Source organism: Mycolicibacterium iranicum (genome assembly GCF_002101705.1).
Classification (GTDB): Bacteria; Actinomycetota; Actinomycetes; order Mycobacteriales; family Mycobacteriaceae; genus Mycobacterium; species Mycobacterium iranicum.
Genome location: NZ_LQPC01000030.1, coordinates 138,417 through 156,476, shown reverse-complemented (window position 1 = coordinate 156,476; position 18,060 = coordinate 138,417). Strand labels below are relative to the sequence as shown.

Below are 18,060 nucleotides of genomic sequence, written 5' to 3'. Positions count from 1 at the left end.
TGCAAGGGGATCGGTCTGTGAGCCGCAATCTCACGGCTCGGGCCGTGGGCCGTTGGCGCGCAGCCCATCCGGATGGGACGGTCACCTATCGCGATCTCGCCGCTGTTCCTCTGCCGCACCTGGATCCGCAGAATTCGGCGACCCTCAGCGCCGAGCTCGTCGATGAGATCAAGGCCGCCGACGTCATCGTCCTCGGATTGCCGCTGTACAACTTCGGCCCGCCGAGCACCGTCAAGGCCTGGGTCGACCACATCGTTGCGCCGGGGCTGTCGATCGACGCCGAGTCTGGCAAGGGGCTTCTCGGCGGCACGGAACTGATCGCCATCGAGACTCGCGGTGGCGGCTACGGGCCGGGCACTCCGCGCGAAGGGTGGGATCACGCGCACACCTGGCTGACCCACGGGCTGTCACTGACCGGGCTGCAGCCGCGCTTCGTCGTTGTCGAACTGACCATGGCGGAGACGAATCCGGCGATGGCCGAACTCAGACCGCTTGCAGCACAGAGCCTGGCGGACGGGCAAGCCGAGATCGATCGGCTCTGGAGTGCAGGGGAGAGCGCGGCGTAGCGAGTCCGGCGAAACTGCATTCCGCGCGGCCCCGCCGGCCGGTCGAGCGCGTGGAATGCAGTTTCGGCGCAGCGGGCTCACTTCATCTGGAAGTTCGGAGGCCGCTTCTCCTTGAAGGCGCGCGGGCCCTCCTTGGCGTCCTCGCTCAGGAACACCGGGATTCCGTTGGCGGTGTCGGGCTTGAAGGCTTCTTCCTCGTGCATGCCCTCGGCCTCACGAATGGTCTTCAGGATGGCCTGCACGGCGAGCGGGCCGTTGTTGTTGATCACCTCGGCGATCTCCAGCGCCTTCTCCAGCGCGGTGCCGTCCGGAACGACGTAGCCGATGAGCCCGTATTCCTTGGCCTCGGCCGCGGTGATGTGGCGTCCGGTCAGCAGCAGGTCGCATGCGATGGTGTACGGGATCTGGCGCGGGAGTCGCACCGCGGAACCCCCCATGGGGTAGAGGCTCCACTTCGCCTCGGAGATGCCGAACTTCGCGCTCTCACCGGCGACGCGGATGTCGGTGCCCTGCAGGATCTCGGTACCGCCCGCGATCGCGGGGCCTTCAACGGCAGCGATCAGCGGTTTCTTCAGCCGGCGGCCTTTCAGCAGGCCCTCGATCTTCGACGGGTCGTAGCTGCCGTCCTTGAACGAGTCGCCCGGCGGCTTCTTCGATGCCGCTTTGAGGTCCATGCCCGCGCAGAAGTAGCCGCCCGCCCCGGTCAAGATGCACGTCCGGATCTCCGGGTCGTCGTCGACCCGGTTCCAGGCGTCGACCATGATCGAGAGCATCTCGCCTGACAGAGCGTTGCGCGCCTCCGGCCGGTTCAGCGTCACGATCAATGTGTGTCCGCGCTGCTCAACCAGTGCGTCGGGACCTTTGTGCGGCTCAGTCACGGGCATGCGCCTTTCCTCGTCGAAGACAGCGACTTGTCACGAAATGTAACACGTTCTAATTTAGAGCCGTGGCCCTGAACATCGCCGATCTTGCCGAGCACGCCATCGACGCCGTGCCTGACCGCGTCGCCCTCATCTCGGGCGACGAACAGCTGACCTACGCCCAGTTGGAGGAGAAGGCCAACCGGTTGGCGCACTACCTCATCGACCAAGGCGTCAAGAAGGACGACAAGGTCGGCCTGTACTGCCGCAACCGCATCGAGATCGTCATCGGGATGCTCGGCATCATCAAGGCCGGCGCGATCCTGGTCAACGTCAACTTCCGGTATGTCGAGGGCGAGCTTAAGTACCTGTTCGACAACTCGGACATGGTTGCGCTGATCCACGAGCGCCGCTACGCCGACCGGGTGGCCAACGTGCTGCCCGAGACCCCGAACGTCACGACGATCCTCGTCGTCGAGGACGGTTCCGACGACGATTATCAGCGCTACGGCGGCGTCGAGTTCTACTCCGCGCTCGAGCAGGGCTCGCCGGAGCGTGACTTCGGCCCGCGCAGCGAAGACGACATCTACCTGCTCTACACCGGCGGGACCACCGGTTTCCCGAAGGGTGTCATGTGGCGCCACGAGGACATCTACCGAGTTCTGTTCGGCGGCACCGACTTCGCGACGGGCGAGCCCATCGCCGACGAATACGATCTGTCGAAGCAGGCTGCAGCCAACCCGCCGATGGTGCGCTACCCGATTCCGCCGATGATCCACGGCGCCACCCAGTCGTGCACCTGGATGTCGATCTTCTCCGGCCACACCACGGTGCTCACACCGGAATTCGACGCCGACGCGGTGTGGCGGACGATCCACGAGCACAAGGTCAACCTGCTGTTCTTCACCGGCGACGCGATGGCGCGGCCGCTGCTGGACGCGCTGCTCGCGCATCAGGATGCCGGCAACACCTATGAATTGGACTCGCTGTTCCTGCTCGCCAGCACCGCGGCGCTGTTCTCGACCAGCCTCAAGGAGAAGTTCCTCGAGCTGCTGCCCAACCGCATCATCACCGACTCGATCGGCTCGTCGGAGACGGGCTTCGGCGGCACCAGCGTCGTGGCGAAAGGCCAGTCGCACACCGGCGGCCCGCGCGTCACCATCGACAAGAACACGAAGGTGCTCGACGAGAACGGCAACGAGGTCGAGCCCGGTTCGGGCAAGCGCGGCATCATCGCCAAGTGCGGGCACATCCCGGTCGGCTACTTCAAGGACGAGAAGAAGACGGCCGAGACGTTCCGCACCTATCACGGTGTGCGGTACGCGATTCCCGGCGACTTCGCCGAGGTCGAAGCCGACGGCACCGTGACGATGCTGGGCCGCGGCTCGGTGTCCATCAACTCCGGTGGCGAGAAGATCTACCCAGAAGAGGTCGAGGCTGCGCTCAAGGGCCATCCCGATGTCTTCGACGCCCTGGTCGTCGGTGTGCCCGATCCCCGGTTCGGCCAGCACGTCGCCGCCGTGGTGCAGGCCCGGGAGGGAACGCGTCCCACGCTGGCCGAGCTCGACGCGTTCGTGCGCCGCGAAATCGCGGGATACAAAGTGCCGCGCAGCCTGTGGCTTGTCGACGAGGTCAAGCGGTCGCCCGCGGGCAAGCCGGATTACCGCTGGGCCAAGGACACCACCGAGGAACGTCCCGCCGACGACGTTCACGAGAAGCATGTGGCGGTCAAATAATCATGAGAACTGAACTCTGCGAACGCTTCGGCATCGAGTACCCGATATTCGTCTTCACCCCGTCGGAGAAGGTCGCCGCAGCGGTCAGCAAGGCCGGTGGACTCGGCGTACTCGGCTGCGTGCGGTTCAACGACGCCGACGACCTCGAGAACGTCCTGCAGTGGATGGACGCGAACACCGACGGCAAGCCCTACGGCGTCGACATCGTCATGCCGGCCAAGGTTCCGACCGAAGGTACGTCGGTCGACATCAACAAGCTCATCCCGAACGAGCACCGCGAGTTCGTCGCCAAGACGCTCGCCGACCTCGGGGTGCCGCCGCTACCCGAGGATGAGGAACGCTCGGAAGGTGTTCTGGGATGGCTGCATTCGGTGGCTCGCAGCCATGTCGAGGTCGCGCTCAAGCACCCGATCAAGCTGATCGCCAACGCACTCGGTTCGCCGCCCAAGGACGTCATCGACCAGGTGCACGAGGCGGGCGTGCCGGTGGCGGCGCTGGCCGGCTCGCCGAAACATGCTCTGCGCCATGTTGAGAACGGCGTGGACATCGTCGTCGCACAGGGCCACGAGGCCGGTGGGCACACCGGCGAGATCGGCTCCATGGTCTTGTGGCCGGAGATCGTGGACGCCATCGACGGTAGAGCCCCGGTGCTCGCCGCAGGTGGTATCGGCACGGGGCGTCAGGTTGCCGCGGCACTTGCCCTTGGCGCGCAAGGAGTTTGGATGGGCTCAGCCTTCCTGACCTCGGCCGAGTACGACCTCGGCGTGCGTCTGGAGTCTGGCCGCTCCGTGATCCAGGAAGCCATGCTGACGGCCACCTCGGCGGATACAGTCCGGAGGCGCATCTACACCGGAAAGCCGGCGCGCCTGCTCAAGAGCCGGTGGACCGACGCGTGGGACGCCGAAGGGGCCCCCGAGCCGCTGCCGATGCCGCTGCAGAACATCCTCGTCAGCGAGGCCCATCAGCGGATGAGCGAGTCAGCGGATCCCACCACCGTCGCGATGCCGGTCGGTCAGATCGTCGGCCGAATGAACGAGATCCGGCCCGTAGCCGACATCATCGCCGAGTTGGTGAGCGGATTCGAGGAAGCTTCGAAGCGTCTGGACGCTATTCGCGACAACTGAGCGGGCGTATAACAGCAGATGTGAACGGCGCCCACTCTCTTCTCACCACCCTCGTCGGCAACGGAGTCGACGTGTGCTTCGCCAACCCCGGCACGTCGGAGATGCATTTCGTCGCGGCGCTGGACACAGTCCCGCAGATGCGAGGTGTGCTGACCCTCTTCGAAGGGGTGGCCACCGGCGCGGCCGATGGTTTCGCGCGCATGGCCGACAAACCCGCCATAGTGCTGCTGCACCTGGGCCCAGGACTGGGTAACGGCCTGGCCAACCTGCACAATGCCCGGCGGGCCCATGTGCCGATGGTCGTGGTCGTCGGCGACCACGCGACGTATCACAAGAAATACGACGCCCCACTGGAATCCGACATCGACGCGCTCGCCCGCACCGTGTCCGGGTGGGTGCGTCGCACGCTGGACACAGCAGAAATCGCGATCGATGCCACCGACGCGGTGACCGCCAGCCGCACCGGCGTCGTGTCGACGCTGATCCTGCCCGCCGACGTCTCATGGAGCGACGCCGAGCTCATCGAACCTGATCCGCAGGACTCTCACCTGCCCGTCGTCGATGATGACGCGGTGCGCGACGCCGTGACCGCGTTGACCTCCGGTTCACCGACGGTCCTGTTGATCGGGGGAGACGCGACGCGGATTCCCGGCTTGTCCGCGGCGGTTCGCATCGCCGAAGCGACCGGTGCAAAGGTGCTCTGCGAAACCTTCCCGACGCGGCTGCAGCGCGGGGCCGGCGTGCCGGCCGTGGAACGGCTTGCCTATTTCGCGGAAGCCGCCGAGGAGCAGCTCGCCGGCGCCGAGCATCTCGTCCTCGCGGGCGCGGCGTCCCCGGTGTCGTTCTTTGCCTACCCGGGACGAGCCAGCGATCTCGTGCCCGAGAACTGCGACGTGCACGTGCTCGCCAAGCACTGCGGTGCGGCGGCCGCACTGCAGCGCGTCGCCGACGAACTCGCGCCCGGAAGCGTCGCCGCGGTGGCCCCGGCTACTCGGCCGCCGTTGCAGTCGGGGGACCTGACGTCCTTTTCGGCTGCCGCGGTGGTCGGTGCGTTGCTACCCGAGAACGCCATCGTGGTCGACGAATCGAACACGGCAGGGATCGGCATCGCCGCGGCGACGGCGGGTGCCCCCGCACACGATGTGCTGACGCTGACCGGCGGCGCGATCGGTTACGGGATGCCCGCCGCGATCGGTGCCGCCATCGCCGCGCCCGGCCGACCCGTGCTGTCCCTGCAGGCGGACGGGTCGGCGATGTACACCGTGTCGGCGCTGTGGACGCAGGCGCGCGAGAACCTCGACGTCACGACCGTGATCTTCAGCAACGGCGTCTACGACATCCTGCGGATCGAGTTGCAGCGCGTCGAAGCGGCGAACGCGGCGAGCCCTGGCCCGAAAGCCCTGCAATTGATGGACCTCGGCCGTCCCGCCCTCGACTTCGTCAAGATCGCCGAGGGGATGGGTGTGCCCGGCCGTCGTGTCACCACGGCCGAGGAGCTGGCGGCGGCGCTGACCGCCGCCTTCACCGAGCCCGGTCCGCATCTGATCGAGGCCGTGGTGCCGCCGCTGGCCGGCTGACCGCGTCGGCCGAGTTACTGCGGCGTGATGACCGTTTCCTCGTCGATGGCCAGCGTGGCCGGGCCCACAAGGTCGATCTGGTTCTCCAGACCATCGGCGTTGAGCTGCAATACATACCAGGAGCCGTCGCTGCCCGGGATCACCACCGTCTTCTGCGCGGCGATCTTGGTGACACCGTCCTGAACCCAGGTGCCACCGAGCTGGAACGCCGGATACTCGCCCAGCGTGGTGACTTTGCCGTCGCTCATCGGTGTCCAGCCGGGCAGGTTGGTCGCCTCCCCGGGCGCCGCGTCCAGCACGGCCTGCGGGTCGACGTCGCCCACCAGCTTGGAGACGATCGCGACGATGCTCGGCGTGTACTCGGCCGCCTCGGGCCCGGTGTAGACGATCGCGCCGAACGCCCACTCGGGAGTGTCCGCTCCGGCGTCCGCCCAGCCCTCAGGGATGGGTAGGTCGATGATCGGAGCACCCGGATCTCCCCGCTTGACCGCCGATTCCTGGATGCCGTTGTCCTTGATGTAGTCGGCGATCGTCGGCGCCGGACCAGCGGGCGCCTCCTGGCGAGGCGCGATCCGCCCGGTCGTCGGTGCCGCGGCGCTCGTCGACGTGGTCTCCGAGGTCTCCGTCGTCGACGTGGTGGTTTCGGATTCAGAGGAACTGGTCTCGCTGGACCCCGAATCCGAACCGCCGCAGCCGGTCGCGATGAGTGCGACCGCCGTGGCGATTGCGGCAGAGCGGGTGACAACCGTGAGCTTCATAGCTGAACTCCTGTCGTATGACGTTTCGTCATGTCCAGCGAAGCGTAAATCATGATCAACGGTTTGCTCAGTGAGTAGATGTACTCACGTCGCACCAATTTCTGCAGTCTTCTCGTTCTGTCGCGCCGCCATGTTCTCTTCGACCTCCTGCTGCCAGAGGTCGTACGCGTGCGTGGTGTCGACTTCCTGCTCGTAGCGGTCCGTCATGTCTGCTCTGACGTCGGCTGCGTCGACGTAGAACTGCTCGTACCAGCGCCGGTGCTGGTAGACGGGGCCGTCTTCCTCGGTGAGGAGCGGGTTCTCGATCGGGGACTTGTTCTTCCAGATCTCGACATCTTCGAGGAACCCCTCGCCGAACGAGCGATTCATTGCGGCGGCCAGCTTGCCTGCCTTGTCCGCAGGCAGTCCCGGCATCTCCTGCACCGCCACACCCCACTGCAGCATGAACGAGTTGTGGGTGACGGGGTAATGGCAATTGATCAGCGCCACTTCGACGGTGAATCCGGGCGCGAGGTCGTTGTGCAGCCAGTTGATCATGTACGCCGGGCCGAAATAGGTTGCCTCCGAGCGTAGATACGTTCCCTCCCAGAGCTTTTCGGGATTCGGGGTGAAGTCGGGTCTCGGCTTGGACTCCATGAACTGGCTGGCTGTGTGCCCTTCGATGACGTTCTTGAAGTACGTCGGGTACGCGTGGTGGATGTAGAAGAAGTGCGCCATGTCGACGTTGTTGTCGACGATCTCACGGCAGTGCGCACCCTCGATGAGGATCGAACTCCACTGCCACGGAGACCACTTGCCGTCGTCGTACCCCTCGATGGTGGGCGGGATCAGCTCGGTCGGAGCGGGAGAACCCTCGGGGTCGTGCCACACGAGCAGTTGCCCGTTCACCTCGGTCGTCTGCCAGGCGCGGGTGCGAGCCAGCCGCGGCGTCCGTTTCGCATACGGGACGAGTGTGCATCGTCCGTCGCCACCCCACCGCCAATCGTGGAACGGGCAGGCCACCTCGTCGCCTTTGACGGTGCCCTGCGCCAGGTTTCCACCCATGTGACGGCAGTAGCCGTCGAGGACCTTGATGTCGCCACGGGAGTCGGCGAACACCACGAGCATCGTGCCGAAAGCGTTGATGCCGTGGGGCTGACCGTCGCGGAACGACTCCGCCAGCCCGAGGCAGTGCCACCCGCGGGCGAACCGCGTCATGGCCTTGCCGGTGTCGATGAGACGGATGTCGGTCATGTCTGTTCGCGCTCCTTCATGCTCAGCACGGCCAAGTGGCTGAAAACCATGCTGGTGCCGATCGGGTTGCCGCCGCCCGGGTAGGCGGTGCCGCTGGGTGCGGCCATCGTGTTGCCTGCTGCGTACAGTCCCGGAATCACATTGTCCGCGGCATCGAGCACCCGCGCTGCGGTATCGGTGCGCAATCCGCCTTTGGTGCCGAGGTCGGAAACCCCGAACGCGGCGGCGTGGAACGGACCTTTCTCGATGGCGTACAACGGCGGGGCGCCTCCGGAGAATGCCCGGTCGTAGGCTTCGTCACCGCGGCCGAAATCCTCGTCCACGCCTCGTCGCACGAATTCGTTGAACCGCGCCACCGTGTCCACCAGATTGTCTGCCGGCACCCCGATCTCGACGGCGAGCTCTTCGAGCGTGTCCGCCGTGCGCCAGAGCCCTGCCGCGACGTACTTCTCGGGCTCGACCATGGAGACGTTCGTCGCCTTGACCGGAGGCACAACTCCGTCGCTGTCGTCGTAGATCATCCAGAACGGCAAACTGACTTTGCCCTCGTCCATCGCCGCCAGAACGGCACGGCCGATGCGATCGTAGGCAGCCGATTCGTTGACGAATCGCCTGCCGTGGTCGTCGACGAAGATGCCGCCGGTGAACCACAGCGCGAAGGCCGACGTGCCGTCGGGGTGGGTCAAACCGGGCGACCACCACGCCTGGTCCATCAGGTCGGTGTCGGCGCCGGCCGCGATTCCGGCCAGATGGGCCAACCCTCTGTTTCCCCACGGGCCCATGGTGTCCCGGGAACTTCCTGGCACGCCGTAGCGTGCACGCATCTCGTCGTTGTGCTCGAAACCGCCAGCGGCCAGCAGAACTCCGCGCCGTGCTCGGATCCGAGTGCGCTGTCCGTCGGATTGGACGACGGCGCCGCTGACTGTGCCGTTTTCAACCACGAGTTCCGTCAGCACGGTGTTCAGGCGTGCCGACGAGTGCGGATGTCGCGCCGCGGCGGTGAGGAACCGCGCGATCAGGGCACGACCGCCGACGAAGTAATCGTCGGGCTGCGGTGTGCCGAGCCGGTCGGCGTCCAATGGGCCACGGACCAATTCGCGGAGTTCCGGAGCGGCGGCCACCTTCAGTGGCTTGGCGGCGATATGGCGCATGCCGTCGGCACGCGCCTTGGGCGCCTTCCCGAAGTAGTCAGGCCACGGCAGCAGGGAAAACTTCAAAAGCTCGTCGGATTCCAGATATTCGATCAGCCGGGCTCCGGTTCGGACGTACGTTTCCTGGAGCGTCCGCGGCGTACGGTCTCCCACGACGGCGGTGTAATACTCGAGCGCGTCGTCGATGGTGTCGTCGGCGCCGGCCCGCTGCAGGACGGGGTTGCACGGGAACCACATTCCGCCACCGCCCGAGTACGCGGTGGTGCCGCCGAACTTGTCGGTGGCCTCCACCAGGATCACATCGAGTCCTTCGCGGGCCGCGGTGTAGGCCCCCGTCACCCCACCTGCTCCGGAGCCCGCAACGAGGACATCAGTGGTCTCATCCCAGAGTGGATGGTCTTCGCGCAAGCGCTCATCCCGGTCAGACATGGTGTTCCCTTCCGTGAGCGCCGAACTCGGCATCCAGCGCCGCGCGGTCATCGTCGGTCATCCGGCGGTAAACGGGCCTGCCCCGGCCCGCCCAGCGGTACACCGCGTCGTCGGTGTGCCAGCGCTGGACCTGAAGTTCCCGTTTGAGAACCTTGTTCGACCCGGTGGCAGGTAGGTTCGCCGAGACACGCAGGAGTCGCGGAAACCCCTTGGAGCCGAGGTCTTCCTGGTCGGTGAGGAAGTCAGCCAGCGCGTTGACGTCGAAAGCGTCGGGATCGGCGACCTCGACGGCCGCCATCACCTGATCCCCCGATCGCGGATCGGGAACGCCGTACACGCCGGCTGTGATGACAGCCGCGTGGCGGCGCAGCACCCGCTCGACCGTCAGCGCTGAGATGTTCTCGCCGTCGACGCGGATCCAGTCGCCTCGGCGCCCGGCGAAGTACAGGAAACCTGCCCCGTCGATATAGCCTAGATCGCCTGACCAGTACCAGCCATTGCGCAGCCGCTCGGCGTCGGCCGAGTCGTTGCGGTAGTAACCCTCGAAATCTCTGGCGCCCCGGCGATCGACGATCTCGCCGATCGCCTCGTCGGCGTTGAGGACTCTGCCCTGAGGGTCGAGAACCGCCGTGGGGCAGGGCTGCATGGTCTCGGGATCGACGACAGACACGCCGTCATGTGCCGGTCTGCCGAGGGCAGTCGGCGGCGCTGCCGGATCAGGTGTCGCGACGGCGCCGCCTTCGCTTGAGCCGTACCCCTCGAAGAGTTCGGCGCCGAAGCGGCGGCGGAACTCGGCCTGGTCCTCCGGCGAAGCTTCGGTGCCGAACCCGCGCGTGAGCGTGTTGTCGGAATCGTCGGGTCGCTCGGGTGTCGCCATCAGGTACGCCAGCGCCTTGCCGACGTAGGTGAAGAACGTGGCGCCGAAATATCGGACATCAGAAAGGAATCGAGACGCCGAGAAGCTCGGTGTCAGACAGATGGTCGCGCCGTTGGCGAGGGCAGGCGCCCACAGCGCCATCAGCGCGTTGCCGTGGAACAGCGGCATACAGCAGTAGTCGACGTCTCCGCGGTGGTGGCCGAACTTGTCGGTGGCCGCGTACGCGATCCGGGCCAGGCGGCCCTGGCTGCACCTGACGGCCTTCGACGTTCCCGTGGTTCCCGACGTGAAGAGAAGCAGGAAAAGCGAACTCGCGTCGGCTGCGGACGCAGCTGCGGGCCTGCCGCGGTGGTCGTCGATCCTGCTCTGATACGCCGGGTCGTCCACGACGAGCATCCGGTCTGGGGACACGCCATGGTCGAGATCGGTCAGCCGTTGCGCACCGGCGGTGTCCGTCACGATCAGCTGACAGTCGGCGTGCCGGATGTCAGCGGTCAGATCCGCCGCGCCGCGGGTGGGGTTGAGCCCGACGATCGTCGCGGCGGCCAGCGCGGCGCCGCCGAGCCAGAACACGAAATCCGGGACGTTGTCGAGAAGAACGCCGATATGGAGCGGCCCCAGTTGCCTGTCGTGCAGTTCTGTTGCCAGCGAGGCCCGCGCGGCCGATTCGCCGACGACTTCATCCCACGTCCATTCGTGCTCGCGGGTGCGCAAGCCCAGGTGCGCATCGCAGACGCGGTCGAGCAGCATCCTGGCGACATCGTCGCGGCGCGCGTCGCTCACGGCCTGGCGATCTTGTGGACCGGGTCGATGCAGTCGGTGGCTTCGGCCGACAGCTGGCGTTTGAGAACCTTGAACGTCTCGGTGCGGGGCAACTCCGTGGAGGTACGAACATACTTCGGCCACTGCTTCGGGCCGAGATCGTCTTGCGCACTCAGGAATTGGGTGAAGGCGTCCGCATCGAAGGCGGTGTCGGGTGGCAGGACGAGCGCGGCCATCACCTGGTCGCCGACGGCGGGATCCGGGATCGGATACACCACGGCCTCCGTCACACCGGGGAAGCGCATCAGGATGCGCTCGATCGGCGCGGTGCCCAGGTTCTCGCCGTCCACGCGCATCCAGTCACCGAGCCTGCCCGCGAAGTACGCGAAACCGAACTCGTCCCGGTAGGCCAGATCGCCGCTGTGGTAGACGCCGCCACGCATCCGATCCTCTTCGGCCTCGGGATCCCGGTAGTAGCCCCGGAACTGCCCGGGCCCTTCGGTGTTGACCAATTCGCCGATCACACCCGGGGGGCATTCGGCGCCGGTGTCGACGTCGAGAATCGTCACCCCGCCCACCAGTGGGCCGAGGGCGCCTTCCGGAGTTTCTGGCGTCCTGGCGATGGACACCCCGCCCTCACTGGAGCCGAATCCGTCGACGACCTGCACCCCGAAGCGTTCCGAGAATCGACGCAGATCTCGTGGCGCGCCCTCATTTCCGTAGGCCACCCGCAACGGGTTGTCGGCGTCATCGGGGCGTTCCGGCGTAGCCAGGATGTAGGACAACGGCTTGCCGACGTAGTTGGCGTACGTCGCGCCGAAGCGGCGGGTGTCCGGAATGAACTGTGAGGCGGAAAATTTGCGGCGCAGCGCGATTGACGCACCGGCGGCAACCCCGGGCGCCCAGCCGGCCATGATCGCATTCGAATGAAACAGTGGCATCGACAGATAGCACGTGTCCGAGGGACCAAGTCCGAACCGCTCCGCGAGCATCACTCCCGGAAACGCCACCTTCTCGTGGGTGCACCGCACCGCCTTCGGGTCACCGCTCGTCCCGGAGGTGAAGATGAGCATGAACAGATCGTCGGGATCGGCGGTCCGGAACTCGACGGAGACGTCTGCCTGTGCCGCGAGTTCGGCACGGAAGTCCGGTGATTCGGCGTCGATCGAGGCGATCGCGTCCTGCGAGTTCTCCCGATCGGCCAGCACGAGCTGGCAATCGGCGTGGGCGATGTCGCGCAACAGCGCGTCGCCGCGCCGGATCGGATTCAACCCGACCGGCACGATTCCCGACAGCGCCGCCGCCACCAGAACCGTGCCGAAGAACGGAGTGTTTCCCAGCAGCACACCGACGTGCGGCGGGCGGTCCGGATCGAGACGGGCTCTCAGGGCGGCGGCCAGCGCAGCCCCTTCGCGAATATGGTTGCGCCAGCTGACGAACGACGTGGCGTCGGTGTCAGGGTCCACCCAGTACACACCTCGGTCGTCGACCTCGGTGAGGGCCGAAAGCAACGACGAGACGGTCGCCACCGTTTTCGTCAGGCTGGGGTGTCGGCCAGCTCGCGGCCGATACGCAGCAGCTGCCCCGTCGCCCCGCCGAGCGCGAACTCGGTCTGCTTGGCGGCCAGGAAGTACCGGTGCACCGGATGGTCGGTGTCGATGCCGACCCCGCCATGGACGTGCACCGTGGTGTGCGCGACACGGTGTCCCGCTTCGGCGGCCCAGAACGCGGCACTGGCAACGTCGACGTCCGCCGGCAGGTCCTCGGAGAGACGCCATGCCGCCTGGGTCAACGTCAGGCGCAGGCCCTTGATGTCGATGTACCCGTCGGCGAGTCGCGACGACACCGCCTGGAAGCTTCCGATCGGGCGGTCGAACTGTTCACGCTCGCGCGCGTAGGCTGCGGTCAGCTCGAGCGCCCGCTCCAGCACGCCGAGCTGATAGGCACTGCGGGCCAGCGCATTTCGCGTTACCAGCCAGTCGTAGACCTCGGTACCGCCGACCCGGCGGTCCGCGCCCACGCTGACTCCCTGCAGTTCGATGGCGCCAACGCTGCCGTGCCCGGTCGTGTCGAGTGCGGTGACCTTCACACCGGCGTCGTTCGCCGCCACCAGGAACACCGCGAGACCGGAGTCGGTTTCGGCCGGAACCAGGAATGCGTCGGCGCTCACCGCGAAGGCCACCTGGGTTCTGGCGCCGGTCAAGGTGAAGCTGTCGCCACTGCCCTGGGCGCGGACGGGCCCCTCGCCCATCTCGCCGTCGAGGGCGATCGCGATGATCTTGTCGCCCTTGATGGCGGGTGCGCCCCATTCCTGCTGCAGCGCTTCGGAGCCGAACTTGGCCAGCGCCCCTGCACCGAGCACCACCGATTCGAGGTAGGGGACCGCGGCGAGCTGGCGGCCGAGGGCCACCAGCACGGCGACCTCCTCCAGCACTCCGAAACCGCCGCCGCCCAACGATTCAGGAGAGGTTGTCGACAGGATGTCGGCGTCGATGAGCTTCTGCCACAGAGTCTTGTCGAAGCGCTCGTCGAGGCCGTCGAGTTCGCGCTGGCGCTCCGGCGTGCACACCGATTCTGTGATCGTGCGCACGAGGCCGCCCAGGTCTTCACTGGCTTCGGTCGTCTTGAAATCCATCGCTTGACTTCCCGTTCCTATCGGTTCACTCGGGGCAGGCCGAGCGCGACCATGCCGATGATGTCGCGCTGAATCTCGTTGGTGCCACCGCCGAACGTCAGGATCAGGCACGACCGGTGCATACGTTCGATGCGGCCGCGCAACAGCGCCCCGGGCGAGTTCGTCCGCAACGTGGCGGCGGTGCCGAGCACCTCCATCAACAGCCGGTACGCCTCGGTGGCCAGTTCGGTGCCGAACACCTTGGCCGCCGATGCGTCGGCCGGCGACGGTGCGACGTCATCGGCAGAGGCGAGCTCCCAGTTGATGAGCTTGAGCACCTCGGCCTTGGCGTGCACCCGGGCCAGGTTCAGCTGCACCCACTCGGAGTCGATCAAACGGTTGCCGTGGGCGTCCTTGGTGTTCTGCGCCCACTCGCGAACAGCATTGAGCGCGAGGAAGATCGGCTGCGCCGACACCAGGGCGACGCGTTCGTGGTTGAGCTGGTTGGTGACCAGCTTCCAGCCGCCGTTCTCCTCGCCGACCAGTGCCGTCTTCGGCACGCGCACGTCCTGGTAGTAGGTGGCGCTGGTGTCGACGCCGGCCATGGTGTGCACCGGCGTCCAGGAGAAGCCCTCGGCCGTTGTCGGCACGATCAGCATCGAGATGCCGCGGTGCTTCTTGGCCTCAGGATTGGTGCGTACCGCGAGCCAGACGTAGTCGGCGTAGGCGATGAGGCTGGTCCACATCTTCTGGCCGTTGATCACGTAGTCGTCGCCGTCGTGTACGGCGGTGGTGCGTAGCGCCGCCAGGTCGGTGCCTGCGCCGGGCTCGGAGTAGCCGATCGAGAAATGCAGTTCGCCCGCCGCGATCTTGGGGAGGAAGAACTGCTTCTGCTCCTCGGTGCCGAAGTGCATGATCGTCGGCGCGACGCTGTTGATGGTCAGGAACGGCACCGGAACGTTGGCGATGGCGGCCTCGTCGTTGAAGATCAGACTCTCCATCGGCGTGCGCTCCTGGCCGCCGTACTCCCTGGGCCAGTTCAGGGTCAGCCACCCGTCCTTACCCATCTGCGCGACGGTCTCGCGGTAGACGTTGCCGCGCCCCATCTCGCCGTCGCTGGCGGCCAGCGCTTCGGCCCTCTCGGGGGTCATGAGCTTGGTGAAGTACGCACGCAGTTCGCGACGCAACTCCTCCTGTTCAGGCGTGTAGCCGATACGCATCGCGTCGTCCTCACTTGTCTGCAAGCCTTGTTCCGGGTGCCTGTGTCCAGCCCTCGGTTCCTCCCCGGTTGTAACACGTTCTAGTCTTGGGGTCCAGGGTGCTGCGACACTGGGCGCCCGGCAAGATCGGACCAACAGCCAAGGACCGACAGGAGAGACTCATGCGAGTGGAAGTGGATCGTGACCGTTGCGAAGGCAACGCCGTGTGTGTCGGAATAGCCCCCGACCTGTTCGACCTCGATGACGACGACTACGCCGTCGTCAAGGCCGATCCCGTGCCCGCAGAAGAGGAAGCGGTGGCCGAACAGGCGATCGCCGAGTGCCCGCGGGCCGCCCTGATCCGACACGACTAGAGGTATTAATAAGTTGACTGATACAGATCTGTCCGGCCACGTCGCCGTCGTCACCGGAGCCGCGGCCGGGCTCGGCCGCGCCGAAGCCATCGGGCTCGCGAAGGCGGGCGCCGCCGTGGTGGTCAACGACATCGCCGCGGCGCTCGACAAGTCCGACGTCCTCGACGAGATTTCCTCGGCGGGCGCCAAGGGCGTTGCCGTGGCCGGCGACATCAGCGAGCGCTCGACGGCCGACGAATTGGTCGAGACCGCCGACGGGCTCGGTGGACTGGGGATCGTCGTCAACAACGCAGGCATCACCCGCGATCGCATCCTGTTCAACATGAGCGATGAGGAGTGGGACGCCGTGATCGCGGTGCATCTGCGCGGCCACTTCCTGCTGACCCGCAACGCCGCGACCTACTGGCGCGCGAAGGCCAAGGCCGGGGACGGGCAGATCTACGGACGGATCATCAACACGTCGTCCGAAGCCGGGCTGTCCGGTCCGGTCGGACAGCCCAACTACGGTGCGGCCAAGGCCGGCATCACGGCGCTGACGCTGTCGGCGGCCCGGGCCCTGGGTCGCTTCGGAGTGCGGGCGAACGCCATCGCGCCACGGGCCCGCACGGCCATGACGGCCGGGGTGTTCGGCGACGCGCCGGAGCTCGCCGACGGCGCGATAGACCCCCTGTCACCCGAGCATGTCGTGAACCTGGTCCGATTCTTAGCTTCCCCTGCTGCCGAAGGGGTCAACGGACAGCTCTTCATCGTTTATGGTCCGACGGTGACCCTGATTGCGGCTCCGACGGCGGAGCGGCAGTTCAGCGCGGACGGCGACGTCTGGGATCCCTCAGCGCTGTCGGGCGAGCTGAAGAACTACTTTGCTGACCGCGACCCCGAAAAGAGTTTCTCGGCGGCCATGGGACTGGGCGACCCAGACTGACAGTCTAGGTTGTCGGGCTCGGCATATGGGTAGAACACGTTCTAGAATGATCCATGTCACAGTGGCTTTGAGCAGCGCGAATATAAGAATTTGATGCGTTTCAGCCGTTCTTTGACACTGCGAACACGTTCTAGTTAGTATGATCCGGCTCACTAAGAGCACTGCTTAACGCGGGGGTGGGACCCTGGTGCGGACCGCTGGGGCGAAGTAATTCGCCACAGGCACGTTCGGACATGTTTTCCCGCCCCGAGAATGGAGCCGAGGTTGATCGAAACGCTTGCGGCGCCTGCGCGGGCCGTAGGCGGGTTCGTCGAAATGTCCCTCGAGACTTTCGTCAAGACCTTCCGTCGCCCCTTCCAGTTCCGGGAGTTCCTGGAGCAAACCTGGATGATCGCCCGCGTCTCGCTGGTGCCGACCCTGCTCGTCGCGATCCCGTTCACGGTTCTGGTGGCCTTCACGTTGAACATCCTGCTGAGGGAGATCGGCGCGGCCGACCTCTCCGGCGCGGGAACCGCGTTCGGAACGATCACCCAGCTGGGCCCGGTCGTCACGGTGCTCGTCGTCGCCGGCGCCGGCGCGACCGCGATCTGCGCCGACCTCGGCGCGCGCACCATCCGCGAGGAGATCGACGCGATGCGGGTGCTCGGCATCGATCCCATCCAACGTCTCGTCGTGCCGCGCGTTCTGGCGTCGACGTTCGTCGCGCTCCTGCTCAACGGACTCGTCTGCCTAATCGGTCTGTCCGGCGGCTACGTCTTCTCGGTGTTCCTGCAGGGCGTCAATCCCGGCGCGTTCATCAACGGACTGACCGTGCTGACCGGGCTCGGCGAGCTGCTGCTCGCCGAGGTGAAGGCGCTGATGTTCGGGGTCGTCGCCGGTTTGGTGGGCTGCTACCGCGGACTGACCGTCAAGGGCGGACCCAAAGGCGTCGGCAACGCCGTGAACGAGACCGTCGTCTACGCGTTCATCTGCCTGTTCGTGATCAACGTGATCATGACGGCCATCGGCGTCCGGGTGTTGGTCAGATGAGCTACGACGCCACAGTCCGCTTCCGGCGCCTCTTCCGCGGCGTGCCGCGGATCGTCGACGGAGTCGGCGAACAGGCGCTGTTCTACGGCGAATCGATCCGCTACATCCCCAACGCGATCACCAGGTACCGCAAGGAGACGATCCGGCTCATCGCCGAGATGACCATGGGCACCGGCGCATTGGTGATGATCGGCGGCACCGTCGGCGTCGCCGCGTTCATGACTCTGGCCTCCGGTGGCGTCATCGCCGTGCAGGGCTATTCGTCGCTGGGCAACATCGGCATCGAGGCGCTCACCGGCTTCCTCTCTGCGTTCCTCAACGTCCGCATCGTGGCCCCGGTCATCGCGGGCATCGCACTCGCGGCGACCATCGGCGCCGGCGCCACGGCGCAGCTGGGCGCGATGCGTGTCGCCGAGGAGATCGACGCCGTCGAATCGATGGCGGTGCACTCGGTGTCGTACCTCGTGTCCACCCGGCTCATGGCCGGGCTGATCGCGATCGTCCCGCTGTACGCGCTGTCGGTGCTGGCGGCGTTCTTCGCCGCACGATTCACGACGGTCTACATCAACGGGCAGTCCGCCGGTCTGTACGACCACTACTTCAACACGTTCCTGATCCCGAGCGACCTGCTGTGGTCGTTTCTGCAGGCCATCGTGATGTCGATCGCGGTGATGCTGGTGCACACCTATTACGGCTACAACGCCTCGGGCGGCCCCGTCGGCGTCGGCATCGCCGTCGGTCAGGCGGTGCGCACATCCCTGATCGTGGTCGTGACGATCGTGCTGTTCATCTCTCTCGCCGTCTACGGCGCGTCCGGCAACTTCAACCTCTCCGGATAAGGCGGGAAAC

The 18,060-nt window shown here is 66.3% G+C and carries 16 protein-coding genes; 8 read left to right on the top strand and 8 right to left on the bottom strand.

The genetic code is table 11. The features are described 5' to 3' along the window. Nucleotides 1-17 precede the first annotated feature (17 nt). Nucleotides 18-566 carry an FMN-dependent NADH-azoreductase gene (locus AWC12_RS14370; protein WP_234814009.1) on the top strand — a complete coding sequence of 183 codons (549 nt, stop codon included), beginning with the start codon at nucleotides 18-20 and terminating at the stop codon, nucleotides 564-566. A gap of 77 nt (nucleotides 567-643) precedes the next feature. Here the strand turns inward: AWC12_RS14370 and AWC12_RS14365 are convergent, their stop codons facing one another. Further along, complete coding sequence (locus tag AWC12_RS14365) at nucleotides 644-1,444, bottom strand: crotonase/enoyl-CoA hydratase family protein (protein ID WP_085175430.1); 801 nt, start codon at nucleotides 1,442-1,444, stop codon at nucleotides 644-646. 68 nt (nucleotides 1,445-1,512) lie between these two features. Here AWC12_RS14365 and AWC12_RS14360 point away from each other — a divergent pair, with 68 nt between their 5' ends. The 3 genes from AWC12_RS14360 to AWC12_RS14350 are packed head-to-tail and all read left to right on the top strand — an operon-like array spanning nucleotide 1,513 to nucleotide 5,863. Continuing rightward, complete coding sequence (locus AWC12_RS14360; protein WP_024446752.1) at nucleotides 1,513-3,162, top strand: medium/long-chain-fatty-acid--CoA/3-oxocholest-4-en-26-oate--CoA ligase; 1,650 nt, start codon at nucleotides 1,513-1,515, stop codon at nucleotides 3,160-3,162. A gap of 2 nt (nucleotides 3,163-3,164) precedes the next feature. Continuing rightward, nucleotides 3,165-4,286 carry an NAD(P)H-dependent flavin oxidoreductase gene (locus AWC12_RS14355; RefSeq protein WP_024446751.1) on the top strand — a complete coding sequence of 374 codons (1,122 nt, stop codon included), beginning with the start codon at nucleotides 3,165-3,167 and terminating at the stop codon, nucleotides 4,284-4,286. 20 nt (nucleotides 4,287-4,306) lie between these two features. Beyond that, the gene (locus AWC12_RS14350; RefSeq protein ID WP_024446750.1) at nucleotides 4,307-5,863 is read left to right on the top strand and encodes an acetolactate synthase large subunit; all 1,557 of its coding nucleotides are present in this window, start codon (nucleotides 4,307-4,309) and stop codon (nucleotides 5,861-5,863) included. Between the two features lie 14 nt (nucleotides 5,864-5,877). Here AWC12_RS14350 and lpqN read toward each other — a convergent pair whose 3' ends face one another. The 7 genes from lpqN to AWC12_RS14315 all read right to left on the bottom strand — a co-directional run bounded on the left by lpqN (nucleotide 5,878) and on the right by AWC12_RS14315 (nucleotide 14,907). Then, complete coding sequence (lpqN, locus tag AWC12_RS14345; RefSeq protein WP_085175125.1) at nucleotides 5,878-6,621, bottom strand: envelope biogenesis lipoprotein LpqN; 744 nt, start codon at nucleotides 6,619-6,621, stop codon at nucleotides 5,878-5,880. An 84-nt stretch (nucleotides 6,622-6,705) separates the two neighbouring features. Beyond that, nucleotides 6,706-7,854, bottom strand: a complete 1,149-nt coding sequence (locus AWC12_RS14340) for a 3-ketosteroid-9-alpha-monooxygenase, oxygenase component (protein WP_085175123.1) — start codon at nucleotides 7,852-7,854, stop codon at nucleotides 6,706-6,708. Continuing rightward, entirely contained in the window at nucleotides 7,851-9,434 is a 1,584-nt protein-coding gene (locus tag AWC12_RS14335) for an FAD-binding protein (protein WP_085175428.1), read from the bottom strand. Before AWC12_RS14335 ends, AWC12_RS14340 begins: the two co-directional genes overlap by 4 nt. After that, complete coding sequence (casI, locus tag AWC12_RS14330; protein WP_207576442.1) at nucleotides 9,427-11,061, bottom strand: steroid-22-oyl-CoA synthetase; 1,635 nt, start codon at nucleotides 11,059-11,061, stop codon at nucleotides 9,427-9,429. Before casI ends, AWC12_RS14335 begins: the two co-directional genes overlap by 8 nt. A gap of 29 nt (nucleotides 11,062-11,090) precedes the next feature. Beyond that, complete coding sequence (gene fadD17 / locus AWC12_RS14325; protein WP_085175119.1) at nucleotides 11,091-12,602, bottom strand: long-chain-fatty-acid--CoA ligase FadD17; 1,512 nt, start codon at nucleotides 12,600-12,602, stop codon at nucleotides 11,091-11,093. Nucleotides 12,603-12,610: 8 nt separating this feature from the next. Then, the gene (locus tag AWC12_RS14320) at nucleotides 12,611-13,708 is read right to left on the bottom strand and encodes an acyl-CoA dehydrogenase family protein (RefSeq protein ID WP_085175117.1); all 1,098 of its coding nucleotides are present in this window, start codon (nucleotides 13,706-13,708) and stop codon (nucleotides 12,611-12,613) included. A gap of 17 nt (nucleotides 13,709-13,725) precedes the next feature. Continuing rightward, a complete protein-coding gene (locus AWC12_RS14315; RefSeq protein WP_024446743.1) occupies nucleotides 13,726-14,907 on the bottom strand; it encodes an acyl-CoA dehydrogenase family protein in 1,182 nt (393 codons plus the stop codon). Between the two features lie 161 nt (nucleotides 14,908-15,068). Here AWC12_RS14315 and AWC12_RS14310 point away from each other — a divergent pair, with 161 nt between their 5' ends. From AWC12_RS14310 to AWC12_RS14295, 4 genes are all read left to right on the top strand, one after another. Then, on the top strand, nucleotides 15,069-15,260 hold the full coding sequence (locus tag AWC12_RS14310; protein WP_024446742.1) for a ferredoxin: 192 nt from the start codon (nucleotides 15,069-15,071) through the stop codon (nucleotides 15,258-15,260). Between the two features lie 13 nt (nucleotides 15,261-15,273). Continuing rightward, complete coding sequence (locus AWC12_RS14305) at nucleotides 15,274-16,182, top strand: 3-oxoacyl-ACP reductase (RefSeq protein WP_165762810.1); 909 nt, start codon at nucleotides 15,274-15,276, stop codon at nucleotides 16,180-16,182. A 264-nt stretch (nucleotides 16,183-16,446) separates the two neighbouring features. Then, a complete protein-coding gene (locus AWC12_RS14300; protein WP_085175427.1) occupies nucleotides 16,447-17,211 on the top strand; it encodes an MlaE family ABC transporter permease in 765 nt (254 codons plus the stop codon). Further along, the gene (locus AWC12_RS14295) at nucleotides 17,208-18,050 is read left to right on the top strand and encodes an MlaE family ABC transporter permease (RefSeq protein ID WP_085175113.1); all 843 of its coding nucleotides are present in this window, start codon (nucleotides 17,208-17,210) and stop codon (nucleotides 18,048-18,050) included. The genes AWC12_RS14300 and AWC12_RS14295 overlap by 4 nt, the downstream gene beginning before the upstream one ends. Nucleotides 18,051-18,060: the final 10 nt, after the last annotated feature.

Bases quoted from the DNA above. Each gene is read 5' to 3' on its own strand.
- AWC12_RS14355 (WP_024446751.1), top strand. From the start codon at position 3,165: ATGAGAACTGAACTCTGCGAACGCTTCGGCATCGAGTACCCGATATTC.
- lpqN (WP_085175125.1), bottom strand. From the start codon at position 6,621: ATGAAGCTCACGGTTGTCACCCGCTCTGCCGCAATCGCCACGGCGGTC.
- AWC12_RS14340 (WP_085175123.1), bottom strand. From the start codon at position 7,854: ATGACCGACATCCGTCTCATCGACACCGGCAAGGCCATGACGCGGTTC.
- AWC12_RS14335 (WP_085175428.1), bottom strand. From the start codon at position 9,434: ATGTCTGACCGGGATGAGCGCTTGCGCGAAGACCATCCACTCTGGGAT.
- casI (WP_207576442.1), bottom strand. From the start codon at position 11,061: ATGCTGCTCGACCGCGTCTGCGATGCGCACCTGGGCTTGCGCACCCGC.
- AWC12_RS14320 (WP_085175117.1), bottom strand. From the start codon at position 13,708: ATGGATTTCAAGACGACCGAAGCCAGTGAAGACCTGGGCGGCCTCGTG.
- AWC12_RS14315 (WP_024446743.1), bottom strand. From the start codon at position 14,907: ATGCGTATCGGCTACACGCCTGAACAGGAGGAGTTGCGTCGCGAACTG.
- AWC12_RS14310 (WP_024446742.1), top strand. From the start codon at position 15,069: ATGCGAGTGGAAGTGGATCGTGACCGTTGCGAAGGCAACGCCGTGTGT.
- AWC12_RS14295 (WP_085175113.1), top strand. From the start codon at position 17,208: ATGAGCTACGACGCCACAGTCCGCTTCCGGCGCCTCTTCCGCGGCGTG.